Genomic DNA, 22879 nt, shown 5'->3' on the forward strand with positions numbered 1-22879 from the left:
CCGATCAACATGACGACCGAGGCGACGCAGCACACCGACCAGCGGGCGGGGGGCACCACGCACGCAGGCCTCCAGGCCTGGGTCGACGAGGTGGCCGCACTGACCACCCCTGACCACATCGAGTGGGTCACCGGCTCCGACGCCGAGTGGACCCGGCTCACCGACAAGCTCGTGGCCGCCGGCACCTTCGTGCGGCTCAACGACGAGCTCAAGCCCAACAGCTTCTACGCTGCCTCCGACCCGACCGACGTCGCCCGGGTCGAGGACCGCACCTACATCTGCTCCGTCGACGAGAAGGACGCCGGGCCCACCAACAACTGGATGGACCCGAACGAGATGAAGGACCTCATGCGCGGGCTGTACGCCGGCTGCATGAAGGGCCGCACCATGTACGTCATCCCGTTCGTCATGGGCCACCTCAACTCCGAGAACCCCATGTTCGGCGTCGAGCTCACCGACTCCGAGTACGTCGTGGCGTCGATGCGCGTCATGGCCCGCTGCGGCGTCAACGTGCTCCGTCGCATCGAGGAGCTCGGTGACAAGGCGAAGTACGTCCCCGCGCTCCACTCGGTCGGCGCCCCGCTCGAGCCCGGCCAGCAGGACGTCAAGTGGCCCTGCAACCCCGAGAAGTACATCGTCCAGTTCCCCGAGGAGCGGATGATCTGGAGCTACGGCTCCGGCTACGGCGGCAACGCCCTGCTGGGCAAGAAGTGCTACTCCCTGCGCATCGCCAGCGTCATGGCCCGCGACGAGGGCTGGCTCGCCGAGCACATGCTCATCCTCAAGCTCATCTCGCCCGAGCAGCAGGTCTACTACATCGCTGCTGCGTTCCCCAGCGCCTGCGGCAAGACCAACCTCGCGATGCTCGCCCCGACCATCCCCGGCTGGAAGGTCGAGACCCTGGGCGACGACATCGCCTGGATGCGCTTCGGTGAGGACGGCCGGTTGTATGCCGTGAACCCGGAGTTCGGGTTCTTCGGCGTCGCCCCCGGCACCAACGAGCACACCAACCCCAACGCGATGAAGACGATCAACAAGGGCAACTCGGTCTTCACGAACGTCGCCCTCAAGGACGACGGCGACATCTGGTGGGAGGGCCTGGAGAACACGCCGGACCACGCCACCAGCTGGAAGGGCGAGGACTGGACGCCGGACTCCGAAGAGCTCTCGAGCCACGCGAACAGCCGCTACTGCACCCCGATCGAGCAGTGCGACATCCTCGCCAAGGAGTACTACGACCCCAAGGGTGTGCCGATCTCGGCGATCTTCTTCGGTGGCCGCCGCAAGACGACCGTCCCGCTCGTCACCGAGGCCCGCGACTGGATCCACGGCACGTTCATGGGCGCGACGCTCTCCTCGGAGACCACCGCTGCTGCGACCGGTGCCGTGGGCGTCGTCCGCCGCGACCCCATGGCCATGCTGCCCTTCATCGGCTACAACGCCGGTGACTACTTCCAGCACTGGGTCAACCTCGGCAAGGACGCCGACGCCGCGAAGCTGCCGAAGATCTTCTACGTCAACTGGTTCCGTCGCGGTGACGACGGCGACTTCCTGTGGCCCGGGTTCGGCGAGAACAGCCGCGTCCTCAAGTGGGCCATCGAGCGCATCGAGGGCAAGGCCGCCGCCGTCGAGACCCCCATCGGCCACGTGCCGACGCCGGAGTCGCTCGACACCACCGGCCTGGACATGAGCGACGCCGAGCTCGAGCAGGCGCTGGCGGTCGACGCCGAGGAGTGGAAGGCCGAGATCCCGCAGATCGAGGAGTGGTTCGCCAAGTTCGGCGAGAACCTCCCGACCCAGCTCCAGGTGGAGCTGGACGGCCTCAAGGCCCGCCTCGGCGTGGAGTGACCTGACGAGGACCGCGTATGCCGCGTGGTCATCGTGGAGGGCCCGGAACCGTTGTGGTTCCGGGCCTTTCGCGTGCCCGCCCAGACACGGTCCCCTGGTGGGCACTCCCTCCTCGCGCACACGGCATACTCACCGCATGGCGCACAGTGGCTCCTCGCCGAGCGGAGTGGTCTTTCCCGAGGTCGACGGCAAGCGGTCCACGTCCGCCGTGGGACGCGCCGTGGTCGCCGACGCGCTGCGGCAGGTCGACCCGGTGGGCGCGCAGGCCGCCGAGCGCGAGACCAGCTGGCGCCAGGGCTACCTCGGGCACTTCCGGCGCACCGTCGAGGCCGGGCTGCTGCGCGAGGGCGAGGCGGCCGTGGACATCGCCCGCGCCGGCCTGGACTCCCTGCACCGGCGGATGCGCTGCGCCACGGCCCGCGGCGAGGTGCCGTTGGGCGAGGCCTTCGCCGCCACGCCCGAGTCCGGGGCGCCGCTGGAGACGGCGACGGTGCGAGGCACCGGCGAGCGCACCGCCACGCTGAGCCTGCCCCTGCACGGCGAGCGCCTCACCGGTGCGGCCCTGAGCCGACAGCTCGACCGCTGGGTCGCAGCCGGCTCGATGGAGCCCTCGGCTGCCGACAAGGTCCGCGAGGTCATGGACCACCCCGAGTGGCTCGACCTGTCGGGCCAGAAGGTCGTCGTCCTCGGCGCCGGCGCCGAGATGGGCCCCCTGCGCGCCCTGCTGTCGTGGGGCGCCGAGGTGGTCGGTGTCGACCTTCCCCGGCCGGAGATCTGGAAGCGCGTCCTCGACGTCGCCGCCGGCTCCGCGGGCACCCTGCACCTGCCCGTGGCTGCGGGCTCCACCACCCGCCCCTCCTCGCCCACAGCATCGACCGCCCTCGCGTCGAGCGCCGGCGCGGACCTCGTCCACGGCCTCCCCTCCGTCGCGGACTGGCTCAGCGAGCTCGACGGCCCGCTCGTGGTGGGCAACTACGTGTATGCCGACGGGGCCACCAACGTCCGCGTCGCCATGGCCGTCGACGCCCTCAGCTGTGAGCTGCTGCGTCGCCGTGACGACGTCGCCCTGGCGTTCCTCGCCACGCCCACCGATGTCTTCGCGGTGCCTCGCGAGGCGGTGGAGTTCTCGACCCGGGCCTACCGGTCACCCTCGGCGGTGACCCGGGTCCTGCGCCCGGCGCTGCGCGGGGTCAGCGGTGGGCGTCTGCTCCAGCGCAACTACGCCCCGGGCTCCGACCCCGGCCTGAACGACAGCCTCGTCCCGCAGCAAGGGCCCAACTACGCCCTCGCGAAGCGGCTCCAGCGCTGGCGGGCCACCGTCGCCGCTCGTGAGGGCGTGAGCGTCTCTCTCAACGTCGCACCCCCGACCCGCACCCGTTCGGTGGTCAAGAACCGTGCGCTCGCCTCGGCCTACGCCGGTGCCCACCGGTTCGGGATCGAGGTCTTCGAGCCGGCCACGAGCAACACCCTGATGGCCGCCCTGCTCGTCCACGACCTGCGCAGCGGCAACACGGAGGGACGCTCGCCGTGGCAGGACGAGGCTGACGGTGCCGTTCACGGCGGTCTCTGGCGGACGGCATACGACCCGCGCAGCGCGCTGGGACTGGCTGTCGTCCTGGGGCTCGGCTCCGCGCGCGGCTGACGTCCTCGCTGGTCCCGAGGCCGATTCGGGGTGATTTGTCGTTTCCTGAACCAACCCAGACCCGCGCCTGACCCCTACTCGTGGGTCGTCACGTTGGGTGGGGGAACGGCCTCCCCCGTGACGGCGAATCCGCAGCGCCGCGGGAGCCCGTGACCGAAGGGAGCCCGACGATGACCCGTAGGCGCACACAACTAGCCGTGGTGTCGGCCACCGCGGCACTGGCAGTGGCGGTCACCTCCGCCATGCCGGGCGCAGCAGCCGCCGAATCCGCACCGAAGGCCGGGGGTTCGGCCTTCCTCGGCGAGGACAGCCACCACCTCGACGACCTCGACACCCGCAAGGACAAGGCCCAGCCGTCGGCGGCGCAGAAGGCAGCTGCCGAGCAGACCCGCTCAGGGAGCCAGCGCGGCGCAGCACCGGCCACCGTGACCTGGAACCGGTTCGGCTCCGCGGCCACGATCACGCCGACCGGCAAGGCCGCGCTCGCCACCGGCCTCGGCAAGGACGCCGTCGCCGCGGCCCGCGCCTATCTCGTGCGCCAGGCGAGCGTGCTCGGCGTGACCGCCGACGACGTCGCCGCGATGGAGCACGTGACGACCAACCGCATCGGCGACAGCAGCGTCGTCATGTTGCGCCAGACCGTCGGCGGTGTCCCCGCCGGACTCGACGGCCTCGTCGTCGTGGCGGTGCAGGACGGTTCGGCCCGCTACCTCACGTCCTCGCTCTCGCCGACCCGTGGTGCCGCGACGGCGCGACTGGCCGCGCCGAAGCTCACGCCGGAGCAGGCCCTCGGGCGTGCGGCCGACAACATCGGTCACGAGATCTCCGAGGTCAAGAGGGCCGGGGCAGCGAACGCCCGCACCGCCGCGACGGGGTGGACCTCGTTGCAGGCCAAGGGTCTCGTGGGTGAGCAGCAGGTCAAGCAGGTCGCCGTCCCTGTGCCCGGAGGCGCCACGCGCACGGCGTACCACGTGGTGACCCGCGCAGCCCAGGACGAGGGCTACTCGGTCTACGTCGACGCCGCGACCGGCGAGGTCCTCGCCCGCGACGGCCTCGTCGACCACGACAGCGACAACCCGCGCTGGTCGGTCTTCACCTCCGTCCCCGAGGTCTCCCCGACCCCGGCCGACACCCGCGTGCAGTGGTGCTGGACGACGACCACCGGCTGCGCGGAGGCGGTCCAGAACCCGGCGTCACCGCTGGCCTGGGACGTCGACCCGGTCACGAAGGCGACCACGACGACCACGAGCGGCAACAACGCCACGAGTGGCGAGCGCTGGGTCGCCGGCGGGGTCGTCACCCCGGCCACGCTGCGCAGCGACCGGAACTACACCTACCCGTTCACCGGTCAGTGGACCAAGGAGCGCTGCAACCCGGCGAACTACTCCAGCCCGGAGCGCAACGACATCGACGCCGCGACGGCCAACCTGTTCGCGATGCACAACCGCATGCACGACTGGTCCTACCAGCTCGGCTACACCGAGTCGGCCTGGAACATGCAGCGCGACAACTTCGGCAAGGGCGGCCTGGGCGCCGACCCCGAGCTCGGCTACAGCCAGTCCGGCGCCAAGTCCGGCTCGCGCAACAACGCCAACCAGGGCACCCCGCCCGACGGCATCAGCGGCTACAGCAACATGTACCTCTGGCAGCCGCTGGCGGGCTCCTTCTACGCACCGTGCGTCGACGGCGACTACGACATGTCGGTCATCGGCCACGAGTACGGCCACGGCATCAGCAACCGCATGGCCGGCGGTCCCGACCGCGGCCTGTCCGGCCTCCAGGCCGGCGCCATGGGCGAGAGCTGGTCGGACCTGATGGCGACGGAGTACCTGCAGGAGCAGGGCTACGTGCCGTTCAGCTCGACGGCGACGCCGATGGGCGCGTACGTCACCGGCAACGCCGAGCACGGCATCCGCAACTACAACTTCAGCAAGAGCCCGCTGAACTACTCCAACGTGGGCTACGACCAGACCGGCCCGCAGGTCCACGCCGACGGTGAGATCTGGTCGGCGACGCAGAGTGACGTCCGCAGCGCGTTCATCACGCGCTACGGCGGCGGTGACGCGGCCCTGCAGAAGAGCTGCGCGACCGGTGCGACCGACGTCGAGTCCTGCCCGGGCAACCGGCGCTGGATCCAGCTGGTCTTCGACGCCTGGCTGCTCATGCCGTCAGGTGCCGTGAGCATGCTCGACGCCCGTGACGCCATGTTGGCCGCCGACCTGCTCCGCTTCGGTGGCGCCAACCAGGACCTCCTCTGGGACGCCTTCGCCGCCAGGGGTATGGGGCGTGGGGCCTCCTCTACGAGCAGCGCGGACTCTGCGCCGATCCCGTCGTTCGAGTCGCCCTACAGCCGCAACGCGAACCTCACGTTCGTGCCCACAGGTGAGGACGGCCGACCGGTGGCCGGCGCCAAGGTGTTCGTCGGCGAGTACACCGCGCGTTCGCGCCCGGTCGCCGACACCGACCCGGCGACGAGCCTGGACGAGACGTTCACGACGGTGCCGGGCACGACGACGTACACGGTGACGGCTCCGGGCCACGCCCAGAAGCAGCTGACGTTCACGTCCAAGCCGGGACAGACCCGCAACATGCCGGCCCCCCTCACCACGAACCTCGCCAGCACGCAGGCGGGCGCCACGGTGACCGGTGTCGGCACCAAGGTCCCGGCCATGGTCGACGGCGACGAGGGCACGACGGCCACCACGACCGATGCGCCCACCGCGGCCCAGAAGGTGTTCACCGTCGACCTCGTCGGTGGCCGCCAGGTCGTGCGCAAGGTCCAGCTCAGCGCCCTGCCCGAGCCCGGCTCGGCAGGACGCTTCCAGAACCTGCGCCAGTTCAAGGTCTGGGCCTGCGACGCCAAGGGCCGCGTGCTCTGCGACCAGGACGCCGACTACCGCGCGGTCTTCACCTCGGCACCGGATGCGTTCCCCGGTACGGCGCCGCGGCCGGTCGCCCCGGAGCTCAAGATGCGCTCGTTCGAGATCCCGCAGACCGCGGCGACGCACCTGCGCTTCGAGCTGGTCACCAACCAGTGCCAGGGCGGACCGGCGTTCCAGGGCGAGCAGGACGCCGACCCGGCGAACGCCACCGACTGCACGACCGCGTACGCGGGGGCTCAGAAGGTCGCGGTCAGCGAGGTGCAGGTCCTGCGCCGCTGACCTCAGGAGGAGAACGACAGAAGTGCCGCGCGGCCCCTTGGGCTGCGCGGCACTTCTGCTGGGGGATGGAGGGTCGGCGCCGGGCAGTCGTGGTGTCGGCCCTCCTGCGGTCAGCGGGCCCGGGGGGCCTTCACCGCTAGCACGGCGCACTGGGCGTCGAGGAGGACCTGCTGGGACGTGCTGCCGAGGAAGAGCTTTCCCACGGGCGAACGCTGCCGCATGCCGATGACGATGAGCGTCGCGTTCTCGACGTCGGCCACGCGCAGGATCTCCTCGGCGGCGGCGAGGCCACCAGTGGCCTGCACCACGTCGTGGTCCAGGCCGGTCTGCTCCAGCTCGGACCGGATGGCGTCGATGTCCTGGGGGGTGGCGAAGCTCGGCGTGGCGAAGTCGCCGTTCTGCCCGGTGTTCACCACGACCAGCCGTGAGCCGTGCAGGACGGCTTCGTCCTTGGCGCGCTCGAAGGCCGCGATCCCCTCGGGGCTCGGGATGTAGCCGACGACCACGGTGCCGGTCATGAGGAACCCTCGAGCCGCTTGGCCCCGGTCATGATCGCGACACCCTCACCCATGTCGTGGGTCTGCGGCGTGATGACCCCGGCCCGCCCACCCAGCCGCTGGATGTGGATGCGGTCGGCGACCTCCCACACGTGCGGCATGTTGTGGCTGATGAGGATGACCGACAGGCCGCGGTCGCGCAGCTGCTTGACCATGTCGAGGACCATGCCCGACTCCTTGACGCCGAGGGCGGCGGTCGGCTCGTCGAGGACGACGACCTTGCTCCCGAACGCCGCGGCACGGGCGACGGCCACCGCCTGGCGCTGTCCACCGGACAGCGTCTCGACGGCCTGACTCATGTTCTGGATCGTCTGGATCCCGAGGTCCTGCACCGACTGTCCGGCGCGCTTCTCCATGCCCTTCTTGTCGAGCATGCGCAGCACCGAGCCGAGCGGGCCCTTGCGACGCTCCTCGCGGGCGAGGTAGAGGTTGCTCGCGATGTCGAGCGCGGGGATGACGGCCAGCTGCTGGTAGACCGTCTCGATGCCGGCCTCGCGGGCGTCCTGCGGCTTGCGGAACGAGACCGGCTTGCCGTTCATCGTGATCTCACCGGAGTCGGGGACGTACGCCCCGGTGAGGCACTTGATGAGGGTGGACTTGCCGGCACCGTTGTCGCCGATGACCGCGAGCACCTCGCCGGGGTAGAGGTCGAGGTCGACCCCGTCGAGGCCGACGACGCGACCGAAGGTGATGACGAGCTTGCGGGCCGAGAGGACGGGCTCCTTGGAGTAGATCTCCTCCTTGCCGGCGGGGATGCCACCGTGGGCGACCTCGAGCGTCGGGGTGCTCATGCCTTCACCTTCCTGATCCACTGGTCGACGGCGACGGCGATGATGACGAGGATGCCGGTCGCGAGGACGCGCCACTGCTGGTCGACGCCCATCTGGGAGAGGCCGAACTGCAACGTCTGAACGATGAGGGCACCGATGAGGGTCCCGACGAGGCGACCGCGGCCACCGAAGAGGCTGGTGCCACCGATGACCACGGCGGTGATGCTGGCCAGGTTGGCGTCCGGGAACGCGTTGGGGGTCGCCGCGCCGGCACGTCCGATGAGGATCCACGCCGCGAGACCGTAGATCAGGCCGGCCACGGTGTAGACGGCCAGGAGGATCCGCTTGCTGGGGACACCCGAGAGGCGGGCCGACTCGGGGTCGTCGCCGACGGCATACACGTAGCGCCCCCACGCGGTCTGGGAGAGCACGAACCCGATCACCGCGTAGATCAGGATCACCAGGACGATTCCCCAGGTGAGCCTGAACGACCCGATGCCGAACCCTTGCCCGAGGAAGTTGAGCAGGTCGGGCAGGTGGTTGGCCTGGATGCTCTCGCCACCGGAGTAGAGCAGCGCGATGGCGGTGAAGATGCTCAGCGTGCCGAGGGTGACGATGAACGGAGGCAGGTTGATCCGGGTCACGAGCAGGCCGTTGAGGGCACCCGCACCGGTGGCCAGGAGCAGGCCGATCGCCAGGCCGAGGATGCCGGGCATCCCGTCATCCCTGGACAGCGTGGCCATGACCATCATCGACAGCACCATGACGGCACCGACCGACAGGTCGATCCCCGCGGTGAGGATGACGAGCGTCTGTCCGACGGCCAAAGCGGCCACGACCGCGGTCTGCTGGAGCAGGATGCCCATCGAGCTCGGGGTGAGGAACGTGGGCGTCGCGATGAAGAAGGACACGAACGCCACGAAGAGCAGGAACAGCGGACTCAGCCAGGGCCGGCCGTGCAGCTGGTGCTGCACCCGCTGGAGTGGGGACTGCTGCCGCCGAGCGAACTCGGCGGCAGCAGAGGTCACCTCGGTGGTCATGGTCAGTTGCCCCAGCAGATCTTCGCGCCCTCTTCGGACGAGATGCTGTCGACGCCGTCAGCCTTCTTGTCGGTGACCAGGGCCACACCGGTGTCGAAGAAGTCGAGGCCCTCGGTGACCTTGGGCGCCTCGCCGCCACGGGCGATCTTGGCGATGGCCTCCATGCCGAGCGTGGCCATCTTCAGCGGGTACTGCTGGGCCGTCGCACCGATGACGCCGCTCTTCACGCTGTCGACGCCAGCGCAGCCACCGTCGACCGAGACGATGAGGGCCGTCTTGTTGGCGGCCTTGAGGGCGGCGTTGGCGCCGACCGCGGCGGGCTCGTTGATCGTGTAGACGAGGTTGATGTTCGGGTTCTTCGCGAGGCACTTCTCCATCGCGGTGCGGCCGCCGTCCTCAGCGCCGTTGCTGGCCTCGTTGCAGACGATCGTGTAGTCGCCGCCCTTGCCACCGGTGTACTTGCCGGTCTTGGCCTCGTCGCCGTTCTTCTTGCCGTCGGCGACATCGATGCCCATGCCCTCGAGGAAGCCCTGGTCACGGTTGTAGTCGACCGAGACGATCTTGTCGCTGAACAGGTCGAGCAACGCGATCACGGCGGGCTTGCCGTCGAGCTGGGCTGCGGCCCACTCACCGTCGAGCTTGCCGGCGCTGCGGTTGTCCGTCGCGAAGGTGATGTCGACGGTGTCGGCCGGGTCGGGCGGGGTGTCGAGGGCGATGACGAACAGCTTGGCGTCGCGGGCCTTCTTGATCGCGGCGTTGACGCCGTCGCTCATCGGCGTGATGAGGATGCCCTTGTCGCCGCGGGCGATCGCGTCCTCGATGGCGGTGATCTGGCCCTGGTCGTCACCCTCCTGCTTGCCGGAGGCGACGGTGAGCTTCACGTTGTTCTTGGCGGCGTCCGCCTTGGCGCCCTTCTGCATGGCGACGAAGAACGGGTTGGTCGAGTCCTTCGTGATGAGCGTGACTCCCACGGTGGCCTCACCTCCGCCGCCGCTGCTGCCGGTGTCGGTGGTGCTGGCGCGGTTGCAGGCGCTGAGGCCGAAGGCGGCGGAGACGGCGACCGTCACGGCGAGGCTGCGGCGCACGGACGGGTTCTGCAGGGTCATACGAGGCATGTGGGTGCTCCCCTTCTCAGGCGGCTCCATCGCCGCGTGACAACGTTGTCAGGGATGTTTCTAGCCCGCGGTTGTGCATTTGTCAACGGGTAATGTACAACTAGCCACGTGATCGTGACATCGTTGTCAGAGGAGGGCCGTCGGCCGCCGCGCGCCACCATGCGTGAGGTGGCGGCGCTCGCCGGCGTCAGCCTCAAGACGGTCTCCAGGGTCGTCAACCGCGAGCCGGGGGTGTCCCCGGACGTCGTCGCCCGCGTCGAGCGTGCGGTCTCCCAGCTCGGCTACCGGCACAACCTCGCCGCCAGCAACCTGCGCCGCGGTCACGGCAAGAGCGCCATGGTCGGCGCCCTGCTCCAGGACGTCAGCAACTCGTTCTCCTCCAGCCTGCTGCGCAGCCTCGAGGACGCCGCGCGGGACCGCGACGTCGCCATCGTGGCGTCAAGCCTCGACGAGGAGCCCGAGCGCGAGCGCGCCCTGGTCGAGGGCCTGGTCCGTCGACGTGTCGACGGCCTGCTGCTCATGCCGGCCACCCAGCGCCACGACTACCTCGCCGAGGACCTCCGCAGCGGCCTGCCGATCGTCTTCGTCGACCGGCGGCCGAACGGTGTGGACACCGACTCGGTCACCGTCGACAACGCCCTCGGGGCGCGGATGGCGGTGGAGCACCTGCTCGCCCACGGCCACCGGCGCATCGCCATCCTCGGCGACCTGCCCACCATCCAGACGGCGCAGACGCGGCACGACGGCTACCTCGCCACGATGCGCGACGCCGGCCTCCCCCGCGACCCGAGCCTCGAGGCGCTGTCGCTGCGCTCCCCCGACGACGCGGTCGCCGGGCTCGTCCGGCTGCTCGACGGCCCCAACCCGCCGACGGCGGTCTTCGCAGCGCGGAACTCGTTGGCCATCGGGGCGATTCGCGCCCTGCACCAGCGCGGAGTTGCAGGACAGGTGGCCCTCGTCGGGTTCGACGACTTCCCCCTCGCCGACATCGTCGATCCGCCGCTCACCGTGGTGAAGCAGAATGTCGCGATGATCGGCTTCGAGGTCGCGAAGCGGCTCTTCGGCCGCATCGACGGCGACACCTCCGCCCCCCAGCACGTCGTGCTCGCCCCGGAGCTCGTCGTCCGCGGCTCCGGGGAGATCCGCCCCGGCGTCTAGCCGCGGTCGCGCAGCTCCCGCTGCGACGCCAGCGGCCTCACCGAGCCGCAGACCGGCACAGCGCCGAAGTCCTTGCGCTGCACCGGGTCCTGCGAACCCGTCAACGGTGCTCGGCGTCCGATCCGAGGATGCGGGTATGGCGCGTGCGCGTGCGCCGCGAGCGACCCCAGGACCGAGCGCGTCGCCGCCAGCGGGCTCACGTCGTGCTCGCGTTCGGGTCGGCCGGCGCGAAGCCCTGGCCGGGAAGGGCCGGCTGTCCGGGGAGCTGCTGGCCGTCACCCGGGAGCTGCTGCATGCCTCCCGGAGCCTGGGGCTGGGCACCCTGCTGGCCGGGAAGCTGCTGCTGGGTGCCGCCCGGGACCTGGGTCCCCTGCTGCGTCCCTTGCTGACCGAAGCCACCCTGGCCGCGACCACCGAAGCCGCCGGGCTGGAACTGCCCGGTGCCACCCTGGGTCGAGCCGGCCGGGAGGGCTGCCGCTGCACCGACCGCACCCATCGCCGAGATGCCGATCGCCAGGGCTGCGGCGATGGCGGTCTTGCGACCGGACCACACCGGAGGATTGAGGGCGGGAGCGGTGGTCGGAGCCGGGCTGGGGGCGATGGTCTGACCCGGGCTGGGGGCGGCGACCGTGGGCGGCAAGGGCTGGGCGGGCGCGGCCGCCGCCGGCGCCTCGGGAGCCGGCGACGCGGCATACGGCATGGTCTGGGTGGTGGCCCACGCGATCGGTGCGGTGTCGCCGCTGGGGTCGCGGTCGTTGCGGGTGGTGGGGTTCGTCATCGGACGCCTCCGGCGAGATGGGGTGCTTGGTCCCTCGAGCGTCGGGGCGGGGGCTGTGCGCAGCCTGTGGCCGGGGTGTCGGACGACTGAGCATCCGCGGTCAGCACGGCTAGCCGTGCTCCTCCTTGTGGGCGGCCCGCCAGGACGTGTACTCCTCGACCTGCTCGACCTCGTCCCACGCAGCCTTGAAGATCCGCGCCGACTCCGCCTTGACCGGGTCCTCGGGGCCGCGGGGCAGCTCTGCCCGACCGTGGGCGCCACTCTCCCCGCGCTTGTCGACCGGGACCGGGCCGTCGTACTTCTTCCCGCCCGGGTGGTTGGCGTAGCGCCGGGCCCGGGTGAAACCCATCTGGAGGAACTTGCGCGCCATGTCCGCGCCGACCAGGTCACCTGCGGCGAGGTAGTCGTCGAACGCCGCCCGGATCGCGGTCGCACTCTCCTGTGCGACATCGGGGGTCTTGAAGCGCCACAGCGGCAGCAGCTCACCCTTGTAGGGCTGGACGGTCAGGACACCCTGCTCGCCGCGCCCCACGCGGTAGAGCTCGGGGTGCGCCCTCACGTCGTCGCCGCTGCCCGCCACCTGCAGAAGTATCCCGGCGAAGCGGATCGCGCGCTCGGCGACCGGCACAGTGGCTTCACAGGATTCGCACAGTCTGTGCGTGGCCTTTGCCCAGCCACCGGGTGTTGTCTAGGTCCATGAACACGCAGCAGTCCGCTTCCGCCAAGCTCCAGCGCATCGACGGCTCCCCGGTGCGGGTCCTCGTCGTCGACGACGAGAGCAACCTGACCGAGCTCCTCTCGATGGCCCTGCGCTACGAGGGTTGGGAGGTGCGCACGGCGTCCAACGGCGCCAACGCGGTGCGGGCGGCTCGCGAGTTCCAGCCGGATGCGGTGGCCCTCGACATGATGCTGCCGGACTTCGACGGCCTGGAGGTGCTGCGGCGGATGCGCGCCGACTCCCCCAACGTGCCGGTGCTGTTCCTCACGGCCAAGGACGCGGTCGAGGACAGGGTCGCCGGCCTCACCGCGGGTGGCGACGACTACGTCACCAAGCCGTTCAGCCTCGAGGAGGTCGTCGCCCGGCTCCGTGCCCTCATGCGGCGCACCGCCGTAGTGACCGACGAGTCCTCGTCCGTGATCGTCGTGGGCGACCTCACCATGGACGAGGACAGCCACGAGGTGACCCGCGACGGCGTCCAGATCGCCCTGACCCCAACTGAGTTCGAGCTGCTGCGCTACCTCATGCGCAACCCAAAGCGGGTGCTGTCCAAGGCGCAGATCCTCGACCGCGTCTGGAACTACGACTTCGGGGGCCAGGCCAACGTCGTCGAGCTCTACATCTCCTACCTGCGCAAGAAGATCGACGCCGGCCGCGAGCCGATGATCCACACGATGCGCGGCGTCGGGTACGTCCTCAAGCCCGCGTCATGAGTCCCGCCGCAGCCGCCGGAGCAGCCCGCACCCGGTTCCGACCGGCCGTGTGGTCGCTCAGCACCAAGCTCGTCGCCACCGTCGTCGGGCTGTTCCTCGCCGTCACCCTCGCGACGTCCTCCCTCACCGTCCTCCTGCTGCACAACTACCTCCAGGACCAGCTCGACAGCGACGTGACCGCCAGCGTCGCCCGTGAGGGCGGCCGCCCCGACCTCGACGGCGACGGCCGGGGGCCCGGGGGCGGCGGTCCACCCGGCGGCGGGGGCGCCTTCCTCAACCTCACGCTGCGTGATGGCGTGGCCGTCACCAACCGCGTCGCCGACGGCAGCACCTACGGCCAGCTCACCGCCGAGCAGATCTCCCAGCTCCAGACCGCGGGCATCGGACAGACCCCCCAGACGGTCGAGATCGACGACCTCGGCGCCTACCGCGTGGTCTCGGTCTTCACCGCGAACGGCAGCACCGTCATCAGCGGGCTGCCCATGGCCGGCGTCACCGAGACCATCAACACCGTCGTCACGCTCATCGTCGGCGGGACGGTGATCGGGTTCATCGTCGTCGGGGCCGGCGGCCTGTGGCTCGTGCGCCGCAACCTCGCACCGCTGCAACGCGTCGCGCACACCGCGACCCAGGTGTCGCGGCTCAAGCTCGACTCCGGCGACGTCGCCCTCGCCGAACGCGTCCCCGCCGACGACACCGACCCGCGTACCGAGGTCGGCCAGGTCGGCCTCGCCCTCAACAACATGCTCGACAACGTCGAGGGGGCCCTGCAGTCCCGGCACGAGAGCGAGCAGCGTGTGCGCCAGTTCGTCGCCGACGCCTCGCACGAGCTGCGGACCCCGCTCGCCTCCATCCGGGGGTATGCCGAGCTGTCCCGTCGCGAGCACGAGCCCGTTCCTGCGACGGTCACCCACGCGCTGTCCCGCGTCGAGTCCGAGGCGCTGCGGATGCAGGGCCTCGTCGAGGACCTGCTCCTGCTGGCCCGCCTCGACGCGGGTCGACCGCTCGAGCGTGAGCCGGTCGACCTGTCGCTGCTCGCGATGGACGCCGTGAGCGACGCCCACGCCGCCGCGCCCGGCCACCGCTGGGAGCTCGACCTGCCCGACGAGCCCATCGAGGTCGCCGGCGACCAGGCCCGCCTCCACCAGGTCGTCGCCAACCTCCTCGCGAATGCCCGCACCCACACCCCCGAGGGCACCAAGGTCGTCACCTCGGTGCGCCCCGATGGCGACTGGGTCCGGGTCAGCGTGGCCGACGACGGCCCTGGCGTGCCGGAACCGTTGCAGCGCAACGTGTTCCAGCGATTCACCCGCGGCGACGACTCCCGCAACCGCGCGGCCGGGTCGACGGGCCTCGGCCTGTCCATCGTCGACGCCGTGGCCAAGTCCCATGGCGGACGCGTCGAGCTCGACAGCCACCCCGGCGACACGACCTTCACGGTCCTGCTCCCCGCCCACTGAGGCACGCGCCCCAGCTCATCACCCAGGCTCAGGGGTGGCACAGGAGGCGCACAGCGAGCGGCCCGACCGTTGGAGCCATGGACACCATGACCCTCCACCGCAGCGCGGCCGACAGCCCCCCGGCCCTCCCCCGCGCCACCACCGTGCAGGCGGGCCCGACCGCACCCAGCCGACTCCAGCGCCTCTGGCGCGGGAACGAGGAGGACCCGTCCTGGGCCCGTCCGGCGCTGCTGGGTCTGCTGTTCGCGACCGCCCTCTTCTACCTCTACAACCTGACCTCGAGCGGCTACGCGAACTCGTTCTACTCCGCCGCGGTCCAGGCCGGCAGCCAGAGCTGGGAAGCCTTCTTCTACGGGTCCTCCGACGCCGGCAACTCCATCACCGTCGACAAGCCCCCGGCCTCGCTGTGGATCATGGCGCTGTCGGTGCGGGTCCTCGGGCTGAGCTCGTTCGCGATCCTGCTGCCCGAGGTCCTCATGGGGGTCGCGACCGTCGCTGTCGTCCACGCCACGGTGCGCCGCCACTTCGGTGCGGCAGCCGGTCTCGTCGGCGGCCTCGTCATGGCGCTCACCCCGGTGGCCGTCCTGATGTTCAGGTTCAACAACCCCGACGCGCTGCTCGTGCTGCTCATGGCCCTCGGGGCCTGGGCGACGCTGAAGTCGATCGACGAGGGGTCGCACAAGTGGTTCGCGATCGTCGGCGTCCTCATCGGGCTCGGCTTCCTCACCAAGGCGCTGCAGGTGCTGCTCGTCGTGCCGGCGTTCGGGCTCGCGTACCTGCTGTTCGCGAACACGACGCTGCGACGCCGGATCACCGGCGCCCTCATCGGTGTCGCCGCGATGGTCCTGTCGGCCGGCTGGTGGGTCGCGGTCGTCGAGCTCGTCCCGGCGAGCATGCGCCCCTACATCGGTGGCAGCCAGGACAACTCGTTCCTCTCGGTCACCTTCGGCTACAACGGCCTCGGCCGCATCAGCGGCAACGAGACCGGGTCGGTCGGCGGCGGCAACGGCTGGGGCACGACCGGACTGGGCCGCATGTTCAGCTCGAGCATCGGAGGCCAGATCTCCTGGCTCATCCCCTCGGCGCTCATCCTGCTCGCGGTCGGCCTGTTCCTTCGGGGACGGGCGCCGCGCACCGACGGTCGTCGCGCCGCCTACGTCGTCTGGGGCGGCTGGCTCCTGGTCACGATGCTGACCTTCTCGCTCATGGCCGGCATCTTCCACGAGTACTACACCGTCGCCCTCGCCCCGGCCGTCGCCGCCGTCGTCGGCATGGGTACCGGTGAGGCGTGGGAGCACCGGACCCGCTCGATCGGCTCGATCACCCTGGCGGCCGCGACCGCTGCTGCCGCGACCTGGTCGTTCATCCTCCTGTCTCGCACCGACTGGCAGAACTGGCTGCGCATCGGCGTCCTCGTCGTCGGCATGGCCAGCGCGCTGCTCCTGCTGGTCATCACCCAGCTGCACCGGCGGTTCGTGCCCGTGGTCGTCGCCAGCGCGCTCGTGGCAGTCCTCGCCGGCCCCGCGGCCTACAGCATCCAGACGGTGGGCACCGCCCACACCGGCTCCATCGTCACCGCGGGCCCGTCCACGGGTCGCGGAGGGTTCGGTGGGGGCATGCCGGGCGGTGGCCCCGGCGGCATGCCTCCCGGCACGACCCAGGGCGGGACGGGTACGGCGCCGGGAGGCACCGCGCAGGGCGGCACCACCGGCGCACCCCAGGGTGGCGGCGGAATGGGCGGCCTGCTCGACGCGAGCACCCCCACCACGGAGGTCGTCTCGGCCCTGTCCGCCGACGCCGGCTCCTACCGGTGGGTCGCCGCGGCGGTCGGCTCGCAGAACGCCGCAGGCCTCCAGCTCGGCACCGGCCTGCCGGTCATGGCGATCGGTGGCTTCAACGGCAGCGACCCGTCGCCGACGCTGGCGCAGTTCCAGGCGTACGTCGCGAACGGTGACATCCACTACTTCGCGGCCAGCGGTGGCCAGGGCGGCGGCCGCGGCGGGATGGGCGGCCTGGGCGGCTCCGGCACCGGCTCGGAGATCTCCACCTGGGTCGCGGCGAACTTCACCTCCGTGACCATCGGCGGCTCGACGTTCTACGACCTCACCCAACCACTGTCGGCCGCGGCGTCGACCGGCACCACCACCCAGACCACCTGAGGGGACCGAGATGAGCGACCTGACCGCCCCAGTCCCCGTGCTCGACGTCGTCATCCCGGTGTTCAACGAGCAGCACACCGTGGCCGCGTGCGTGCGGCGGCTGCACCAGCACCTCGTGCAGACGTTCCCGTACCCGTTCCGGATCACCGTGGCCGACAACGCCAGCACCGACGCGACGGCCGCCGTCGCGTCGGGGCTGGTGGCCGAGCTGCCCGGGGTCACCCTCGTCCGCCTCGCGGAGAAGGGACGGGGGCGGGCGCTCAAAGCGGTCTGGCTCGCCTCCGACGCACCGATCCTCGCCTACATGGACGTCGACCTGTCCACGGACCTCGACGCCCTCTGGCCGCTCGTCGCACCCCTGATGTCCGGGCACTCGGACCTCGCGATCGGGTCGCGACTGGCTCGCGGATCGCGTGTCGTGCGGGGTGCCAGGCGCGAGGTGGTCTCTCGGGGCTACAACCTGATCCTGCGGGGAGCCCTGGGGGCGAGGTTCACGGACGCCCAGTGCGGGTTCAAGGCGATCCGGGCCGATGTCGCAGCCGAGCTGCTGCCCCTCGTCGAGGACACCACGTGGTTCTTCGACACCGAGCTGCTCGTCCTGGCCCAGCGCTGCGGCCTGCGGATCCACGAGGTGCCCGTCGACTGGTTCGACGACCCGGACTCGCGCGTCGACGTCGTGGGCACCGCCCTGGACGACCTGCGTGGCGTCCGGCGGGTGCGGCGTTCCCTGGCCTCGGGCGCGCTGCCGCTGACCGACATCACGGCCCGCCTGGGCCGGGGTACGCCGGGTGGGAGCACGTGGCAGCAGCTGCAAAGGTTCGCCGCGGTGGGAGTCGCCAGCACGGTGGTCCACCTCGGCCTGTTCGCCGCACTGAGCGCCGGTATGGCGTCCGCCCAGGTCGCCAACCTCCTCGCCCTGCTGGTGGCCACCGTCGCGAACACGGCGCTGAACCGGCGCTGGACGTTCGGCATCCAGGGTGGCCGGGGCGCAGCGCGACACCAGGCGCAGGGGCTGGCCGTCTTCGGCATCACCTGGCTGATGACGGCCGGTGCGCTGGGGCTGCTCCACCTCGTCGCCGCGGCGCCGCCGACCGCGGCGCAGACCGGGGTCGTGGCCGTGGCCACCGCCGCCTCGACGGCGGTGCGGTTCGTCGCGATGCGGTCCTGGATGTTCCGCCCACCCACGGCGCGCGGTGGAGGTCTGCGCGATGCCACCACGCCGCATACCGAAGCGGCCCCCTCCCACGTCTCACCCGAGGTGACGAGCCGCGTTGCCTGAGCGGTTCGGCCCACCACGCGGAGACGGAGGGACGCCGTCGCTCGTTCCTCGCTCCTCCCGAATCCGGGGGTCTCCGCCAACAGGTGAGGCCCGACCACGCTGAGCGTGATCGGGCCTCACCTGTTGGCGGAGACGGAGGGATTTGAACCCTCGATGGGCGATAAACCCAAACCGCATTAGCAGTGCGGCGCCATAGACCGGACTAGGCGACGTCTCCACGCCCGGACGACAGGTCGACCGAGCCCGCACAGGGTATCCGGACGCCGCGCACCGGAGCAAAGCGACCCCCCGACGACGGGACGCGAACCCGTCGGGAGGCCCGCCCCCGGATCAGCTGCAGATGTCCTGGTCGGCGGTGCGGGCCGCGATCGTGGCGGTGTCGGTCGGGTTGCTCGTCGCCGTCACGGACGGCTTGGGCAGCGGCTCGGTGCCTTCACGGTTCGGGATCTCCACGGCGTCCGGCGAGTCCAGCCCCATGCTGACCTCGATCGTCGACCCGAGCGTGGAGTCCGACTTGATCTTGGCACCCGGGAAGACGGCGGCGACGGTCCGCGCCGCCTCCTTCTGGCCGGCGCCGTACCGCACGAGCACCCCGGTCGTCTTCTCACCGGTGCCGGTCAGGTAGGTCTCGACCTTGAAGCCCTGGATGCCCAGGTCACCTGCGGCCTGCTTGGCCAGGCCCGCGATGCCCGAGTCGTTCGTCACGCGCACCGAGATCTCGCTGGGCGCGACGGTGAGGGCGGGGGCGGTCGTCGTGGGCGACGCCGTCGTCGTGGTCGACGGCTTCTTGGTGCCCGGCAGTGCGTCGTCCTCGCGGATCGCCTTCCAGATCGACTCGGCGGACGGCAGCCACTGCACGCGGTTGGGGTCGGGCTCGTAGACGGTGGTCGGCAGCTTCACGAACCGGATCTGGTCGGTGCCGATCGCCTGGACGCTCTGCGCGATGTCCTTCATCTCGCCGATGTCCAGGCCCTTGTCCGTCGTCATCGAGCCCGTGGCGGCGTCGAGGAAGCGGAACAGCTTGTCGGGACGCAGCAGCAGGGAGGACTTCGTGACCTCCTGGATGACCGAGGAGAGGAAGGCCTGCTGGCGGTCGATGCGGCCGAGGTCCGACCCGTCGCCGACGGTCTTGCGGACCCGGACGTAACCCAGCGCCTGCTTGCCGTTGACCTTGCTCTTGCCGGCGGGCAGCACGAGGTGGCTGTCCTCGTCGTTGATGGGGTCGGGCGTGCAGACGGTCACGCCACCGAGGGCGTCGACCATCTTCTGGAAGCCGCGGAAGTCGATGACGACGAAGTGGTCGACGAAGATGCCCGTCAGGCCCTCGAAGGTCCGGATCGTGCAGGCCGGGCCACCCAGGGTGAAGTTCTGGTTCCACTGACGCATGACGCCGTTCTCGACGTTGTCCTTGGGGTTCTTGCAGTCACGCGGGGCCATGGTCATGGAGTCGCGCGGGATCGACACGACGATGGCGGACTTGCGGTCGGCCGACAGGTGGACGACGAGGTTGGTGTCGGAGCGGGCACCCTCGAGTCCGTACTCCGTCTGCCCCTTGCCGAGGTTGGTCCCCTCGCGGCTGTCCGAACCCATCACCATGATGTTCACCGGCGCGAGGTTGGTCACGGCATCGGTCGTCGCAGCCGGCTCGGGGCGGTCACCGAGCGCGCTGCTGATGTCGAGTCGGCTGATGTTGCCGTTGAGCTTCACGTAGGCCGCGATCCCGAGGACGAGGGCCACCACGAGCAGGGCAGCGACGCCGAACAACGAGCGGCGCAGCCACGGGTGACGGTGCGAGCTCCCTTGGTGGCGCTGCGACCTGCGCCCGACACCGGCGTCGTCCTGTGGCGTGCCGCCCCCCGGGGCACTGGCGTCCTGGCCGGGCGTGCTGCCCTGCGCAGAGCCGTTGGTGGGCTCGCTCACGTGGACCTCTCTGGCTCGACTGCACCGCCAGCGGGTGGGCGGGGCGACGCATCGTCTCGGCGAGTGTAAAGGCGAAACCTGAGCGTGCTGATGACAATGCGCCTACTTCCCTGACGCCCCACATGGCCGATCGGTTGTCCCCGGCGGGGAACTCGTCGCCGCGAGGTCACTCGCCGCCGCGCACGGTCGGGCGGACCCGCGGACAAATGGGACAAGGACTCCCAGCCCGGTGGGGTTTGATGGGGCCATGAGCAAGCGAGCACTGGTGGGGGCCCTGACTGCAGCGGCCGTGGTGGCAGCTCTCGTGGGAGGCGGGCTGTGGTGGCGCCACACGAAGGCCGAGCGCGACGCCGACGAGCAGTCCGCGGCGGCTGTGGCAGCCTTCGCGAAGGGCTGGTCCCAGCGGTCCTTCCCGAAGGCGGGGGCGGCCTTCGTGGGCACGACCGCCCAGTCCGTCCAGGACGGCTTCACCAAGGCCACCAACGGTCTGGGCTCGGGTCCGGTCACCGTCAGCGCCGGTGACGTCGCCCGCGACGGGGACCGCGCCACCTCGACCCTGCGGACCACCTGGACCCTCGGCGGCGACGTGCCGTGGGCGTACGACGTGCCGGTCACCGTGCAGCGCACCGGTGATCAGTGGGCCGTCGCGCCACCTGCATCCGGTTCGCTGTGGCACCCGGAGCTCCAGGCCGCCGACACCCTCACCGCCACCCGCACGTGGGGCCAGCGCGGCGATCTCCTCGACCGCGACGGCGAGCCCCTCATGCCGATCGGGAAGGTCTACCCCGTCCAGATCGACCCGGGCCGCGCCACCACGGCGACCGTCACGGCGCTGGAGAAGATCGTCGACGAGCCCGCCGGCTCGCTCGTGGCCAAGCTCGAGGCCGCCACCAAGGCCGGGAGCAAGGCCCCGATCGCCGTGATCACCTACCGCGAGGCCGACTTCCAGGAGCGACGGGCCGCCCTCGACGACCTCAAGGGCGTCATCTACCCGGCCCGCGAGCAGCCGCTCGCCCGCACCCGCACGTTCGGCCAGCCCCTGCTCGGCACGTATGGTGCCGTGAGCGCCGAGGGCGTCGCCAAGAGCGAGGGGCGTTACGTCGCAGGCGACTACGCCGGCGTGAGTGGCCTCCAAGGGCGCTACGACGTCCAGCTCGGCGGAACCCCCGGCATCGCGGTCACCTCCAGCGCGAACCCTGACACGCCCCTGTTCAGCAAGGACGCCGTGGACGGCACGGACGTGAAGACGACGTTGTCGCCGGACGTGCAGACCGCGGCGGAGTCCGCCGTGGCAGGCACCGGCGAGGTGCCCTCGGCCCTCGTCGCCGTCGACGTGGAGACCGGCGACGTGCTGGCCTCGGCGAACTCCCCGGCGCTCGGCTTCGACCGGGCGCTCACGGGTCAGTACCCGCCCGGGTCGGCCTTCAAGATCGCCAGCACCTACGCCCTGCTCACGGGCGGCAAGGTCACGCCGAGCACCTCGGTCGACTGCCCCAAGACGTTCGCGGTCGACGGTCGCTCCTACAAGAACTACGAGGGTGAGTCGCTCGGCAACCCGGACTTCGCCACCGACTTCGCGCACTCCTGCAACACCGCGTTCGTGAAGCTCTCCACCGACCTCGGCGACGGCGACCTGTCCAAGGCGGCCGACGCCCTCGGCCTCACTGGCTGGGCCAGGACCCTCGGCGTCGGCAACGCGTTCGACGCGAGCATCCCCACCAACAACGGCAAGACCGACAAGGCCTCGGCGTCGATCGGGCAGGGTCGCAACCTCACCTCCCCGCTCGCCCTCGCGACGATGGTCGCGTCGGTGGCACGGGGCAGCGCCATACCGCCGGCGCTCGTGACCGAACCCGCGCCGACAGGTGCGGACCGCGCGCCCAAGGCGCTCGACGCCGACGCCGTCGGGCAGCTGCGCGAGCTCATGCGGCAGGTCGTCACCGACGGCACCGGCACGGTCCTCCGCGACGCCCCCGGTGGCGCGGTGCGCGGCAAGTCGGGCACCGCGGAGTTCGGCTCGAAGAACCCGCCGGAGACGCATGCGTGGTTCGTCGGGTACCAGGACGGTGTGGCGTTCGCGGCGCTCGTCGAGAAGGGCAAGAGCGGCGGCACCGTAGCTGCACCGGTGGCCAAGGACTTCCTCACGGCGCTGGCGAGGTAGCCGGGCACCGTTGGTGCAGAACGAGGCCCCCACCGGGATCCGGTGGGGGCCTCGCTGAAGACTGTGGTTGAGCAGTCCTCGTCAGATCGGGCGAACGGCGTCAGCCTGGGGACCCTTGGGTCCCTGGGTGACCTCGAACTCCACGCGCTGCGCCTCGTCCAGCGAGCGGTAGCCCGAGGAGTCGATCGCCGAGTAGTGGACGAACACGTCCGGGCCGCCGCCGTCCTGGGCGATGAAGCCGAAGCCCTTCTCAGCGTTGAACCACTTAACGGTTCCCTGTGCCATGGGGTAACTCTTTCCTTCGTAGCCATTGGTGCCACGCACTTTGCGAAACACCAGGCTGCCGTACACAACCCCACCGACGAGACATGCCCGCCTCAGATGAGAAAAGCCCGCTCTG

At 70.8% G+C, this 22879-nt stretch carries 18 protein-coding genes and 1 tRNA gene; 9 read left to right on the plus strand and 10 right to left on the minus strand.

The window, feature by feature from the left end:
• Window positions 1–9 precede the first annotated feature (9 nt).
• The 3 genes from ABD286_RS09625 (at window position 10) to ABD286_RS09635 (ending at window position 6651) form a co-directional block, all read left to right on the plus strand.
• Window positions 10–1848: a phosphoenolpyruvate carboxykinase (GTP) gene (locus tag ABD286_RS09625; protein ID WP_344192583.1), complete on the plus strand. Its 1839-nt coding sequence runs from the start codon at window positions 10–12 to the stop codon at window positions 1846–1848.
• A 136-nt stretch (window positions 1849–1984) separates the two neighbouring features.
• Window positions 1985–3490, plus strand: a complete 1506-nt coding sequence (locus ABD286_RS09630) for a hypothetical protein (protein WP_344192585.1) — start codon at window positions 1985–1987, stop codon at window positions 3488–3490.
• A 197-nt stretch (window positions 3491–3687) separates the two neighbouring features.
• Window positions 3688–6651: a M36 family metallopeptidase gene (locus ABD286_RS09635; RefSeq protein ID WP_344192587.1), complete on the plus strand. Its 2964-nt coding sequence runs from the start codon at window positions 3688–3690 to the stop codon at window positions 6649–6651.
• Window positions 6652–6761: 110 nt separating this feature from the next.
• On the opposite strand, the gene ABD286_RS09640 is transcribed toward ABD286_RS09635, so the two are convergent.
• The 4 genes from ABD286_RS09640 to ABD286_RS09655 are packed head-to-tail and all read right to left on the minus strand — an operon-like array spanning window position 6762 to window position 10124.
• On the minus strand, window positions 6762–7169 hold the full coding sequence (locus ABD286_RS09640; RefSeq protein WP_344192589.1) for a universal stress protein: 408 nt from the start codon (window positions 7167–7169) through the stop codon (window positions 6762–6764).
• Window positions 7166–7999: an ATP-binding cassette domain-containing protein gene (locus ABD286_RS09645; RefSeq protein WP_344192591.1), complete on the minus strand. Its 834-nt coding sequence runs from the start codon at window positions 7997–7999 to the stop codon at window positions 7166–7168. Before ABD286_RS09645 ends, ABD286_RS09640 begins: the two co-directional genes overlap by 4 nt.
• Window positions 7996–9018 (minus strand): ABC transporter permease, encoded by a 1023-nt coding sequence (locus ABD286_RS09650; RefSeq protein ID WP_344192593.1) that lies wholly within the window; start codon window positions 9016–9018, stop codon window positions 7996–7998. The genes ABD286_RS09645 and ABD286_RS09650 overlap by 4 nt, the downstream gene beginning before the upstream one ends.
• A gap of 2 nt (window positions 9019–9020) precedes the next feature.
• Entirely contained in the window at window positions 9021–10124 is a 1104-nt protein-coding gene (locus tag ABD286_RS09655) for a substrate-binding domain-containing protein (RefSeq protein WP_344193341.1), read from the minus strand.
• 123 nt (window positions 10125–10247) lie between these two features.
• Here ABD286_RS09655 and ABD286_RS09660 point away from each other — a divergent pair, with 123 nt between their 5' ends.
• A complete protein-coding gene (locus ABD286_RS09660; protein WP_344192595.1) occupies window positions 10248–11291 on the plus strand; it encodes a LacI family DNA-binding transcriptional regulator in 1044 nt (347 codons plus the stop codon).
• Here the strand turns inward: ABD286_RS09660 and ABD286_RS09665 are convergent.
• The 3 genes from ABD286_RS09665 to ABD286_RS09675 all read right to left on the minus strand — a co-directional run bounded on the left by ABD286_RS09665 (window position 11288) and on the right by ABD286_RS09675 (window position 12697).
• A complete protein-coding gene (locus tag ABD286_RS09665) occupies window positions 11288–11491 on the minus strand; it encodes a hypothetical protein (protein WP_344192597.1) in 204 nt (67 codons plus the stop codon). The two genes, ABD286_RS09660 and ABD286_RS09665, sit on opposite strands and share 4 nt — an antisense overlap.
• Window positions 11488–12069 (minus strand): hypothetical protein, encoded by a 582-nt coding sequence (locus ABD286_RS09670; protein ID WP_344192600.1) that lies wholly within the window; start codon window positions 12067–12069, stop codon window positions 11488–11490. The genes ABD286_RS09665 and ABD286_RS09670 overlap by 4 nt, the downstream gene beginning before the upstream one ends.
• A gap of 109 nt (window positions 12070–12178) precedes the next feature.
• Entirely contained in the window at window positions 12179–12697 is a 519-nt protein-coding gene (locus ABD286_RS09675) for a DUF4385 domain-containing protein (RefSeq protein WP_344192602.1), read from the minus strand.
• Between the two features lie 68 nt (window positions 12698–12765).
• On the opposite strand from ABD286_RS09675, the gene ABD286_RS09680 reads away from it, so the two are divergent.
• From ABD286_RS09680 to ABD286_RS09695, 4 genes are all read left to right on the plus strand, one after another.
• The gene (locus ABD286_RS09680; RefSeq protein ID WP_344192604.1) at window positions 12766–13500 is read left to right on the plus strand and encodes a response regulator transcription factor; all 735 of its coding nucleotides are present in this window, start codon (window positions 12766–12768) and stop codon (window positions 13498–13500) included.
• Window positions 13497–14960 carry a sensor histidine kinase gene (locus ABD286_RS09685; RefSeq protein ID WP_344192606.1) on the plus strand — a complete coding sequence of 488 codons (1464 nt, stop codon included), beginning with the start codon at window positions 13497–13499 and terminating at the stop codon, window positions 14958–14960. The genes ABD286_RS09680 and ABD286_RS09685 overlap by 4 nt, the downstream gene beginning before the upstream one ends.
• Window positions 14961–15037: 77 nt before the next feature.
• Window positions 15038–17119 (plus strand): ArnT family glycosyltransferase, encoded by a 2082-nt coding sequence (locus ABD286_RS09690; protein WP_344192608.1) that lies wholly within the window; start codon window positions 15038–15040, stop codon window positions 17117–17119.
• A 10-nt stretch (window positions 17120–17129) separates the two neighbouring features.
• The gene (locus ABD286_RS09695) at window positions 17130–18398 is read left to right on the plus strand and encodes a bifunctional glycosyltransferase family 2/GtrA family protein (protein ID WP_344192610.1); all 1269 of its coding nucleotides are present in this window, start codon (window positions 17130–17132) and stop codon (window positions 18396–18398) included.
• A 124-nt stretch (window positions 18399–18522) separates the two neighbouring features.
• Here the strand turns inward: ABD286_RS09695 and ABD286_RS09700 are convergent.
• Window positions 18523–18615, minus strand: a tRNA-Ser gene (locus ABD286_RS09700).
• A 113-nt stretch (window positions 18616–18728) separates the two neighbouring features.
• Entirely contained in the window at window positions 18729–20318 is a 1590-nt protein-coding gene (locus ABD286_RS09705) for an LCP family protein (RefSeq protein WP_344192612.1), read from the minus strand.
• Between the two features lie 247 nt (window positions 20319–20565).
• On the opposite strand from ABD286_RS09705, the gene ABD286_RS09710 reads away from it, so the two are divergent.
• Window positions 20566–22479 carry a penicillin-binding transpeptidase domain-containing protein gene (locus ABD286_RS09710; protein WP_344192614.1) on the plus strand — a complete coding sequence of 638 codons (1914 nt, stop codon included), beginning with the start codon at window positions 20566–20568 and terminating at the stop codon, window positions 22477–22479.
• 81 nt (window positions 22480–22560) lie between these two features.
• On the opposite strand, the gene ABD286_RS09715 is transcribed toward ABD286_RS09710, so the two are convergent.
• Window positions 22561–22764: a cold-shock protein gene (locus tag ABD286_RS09715; protein WP_056915917.1), complete on the minus strand. Its 204-nt coding sequence runs from the start codon at window positions 22762–22764 to the stop codon at window positions 22561–22563.
• Between the last annotated feature and the right edge of the window lie 115 nt (window positions 22765–22879).

Source organism: Pedococcus aerophilus (assembly GCF_039532215.1).
GTDB classification, from domain to species: Bacteria; Actinomycetota; Actinomycetes; order Actinomycetales; family Dermatophilaceae; genus Pedococcus; species Pedococcus aerophilus.

Excerpts from the sequence above, each read along its gene's own strand:
- ABD286_RS09625 (WP_344192583.1), top strand. The coding sequence starts at position 10 with ATGACGACCGAGGCGACGCAGCACACCGACCAGCGGGCGGGGGGCACC.
- ABD286_RS09630 (WP_344192585.1), top strand. The coding sequence starts at position 1,985 with ATGGCGCACAGTGGCTCCTCGCCGAGCGGAGTGGTCTTTCCCGAGGTC.
- ABD286_RS09640 (WP_344192589.1), bottom strand. The coding sequence starts at position 7,169 with ATGACCGGCACCGTGGTCGTCGGCTACATCCCGAGCCCCGAGGGGATC.
- ABD286_RS09645 (WP_344192591.1), bottom strand. The coding sequence starts at position 7,999 with ATGAGCACCCCGACGCTCGAGGTCGCCCACGGTGGCATCCCCGCCGGC.
- ABD286_RS09650 (WP_344192593.1), bottom strand. The coding sequence starts at position 9,018 with ATGACCACCGAGGTGACCTCTGCTGCCGCCGAGTTCGCTCGGCGGCAG.
- ABD286_RS09655 (WP_344193341.1), bottom strand. The coding sequence starts at position 10,124 with ATGACCCTGCAGAACCCGTCCGTGCGCCGCAGCCTCGCCGTGACGGTC.
- ABD286_RS09670 (WP_344192600.1), bottom strand. The coding sequence starts at position 12,069 with ATGACGAACCCCACCACCCGCAACGACCGCGACCCCAGCGGCGACACC.
- ABD286_RS09680 (WP_344192604.1), top strand. The coding sequence starts at position 12,766 with ATGAACACGCAGCAGTCCGCTTCCGCCAAGCTCCAGCGCATCGACGGC.
- ABD286_RS09685 (WP_344192606.1), top strand. The coding sequence starts at position 13,497 with ATGAGTCCCGCCGCAGCCGCCGGAGCAGCCCGCACCCGGTTCCGACCG.
- ABD286_RS09690 (WP_344192608.1), top strand. The coding sequence starts at position 15,038 with ATGGACACCATGACCCTCCACCGCAGCGCGGCCGACAGCCCCCCGGCC.
- ABD286_RS09695 (WP_344192610.1), top strand. The coding sequence starts at position 17,130 with ATGAGCGACCTGACCGCCCCAGTCCCCGTGCTCGACGTCGTCATCCCG.
- ABD286_RS09710 (WP_344192614.1), top strand. The coding sequence starts at position 20,566 with ATGAGCAAGCGAGCACTGGTGGGGGCCCTGACTGCAGCGGCCGTGGTG.
- ABD286_RS09715 (WP_056915917.1), bottom strand. The coding sequence starts at position 22,764 with ATGGCACAGGGAACCGTTAAGTGGTTCAACGCTGAGAAGGGCTTCGGC.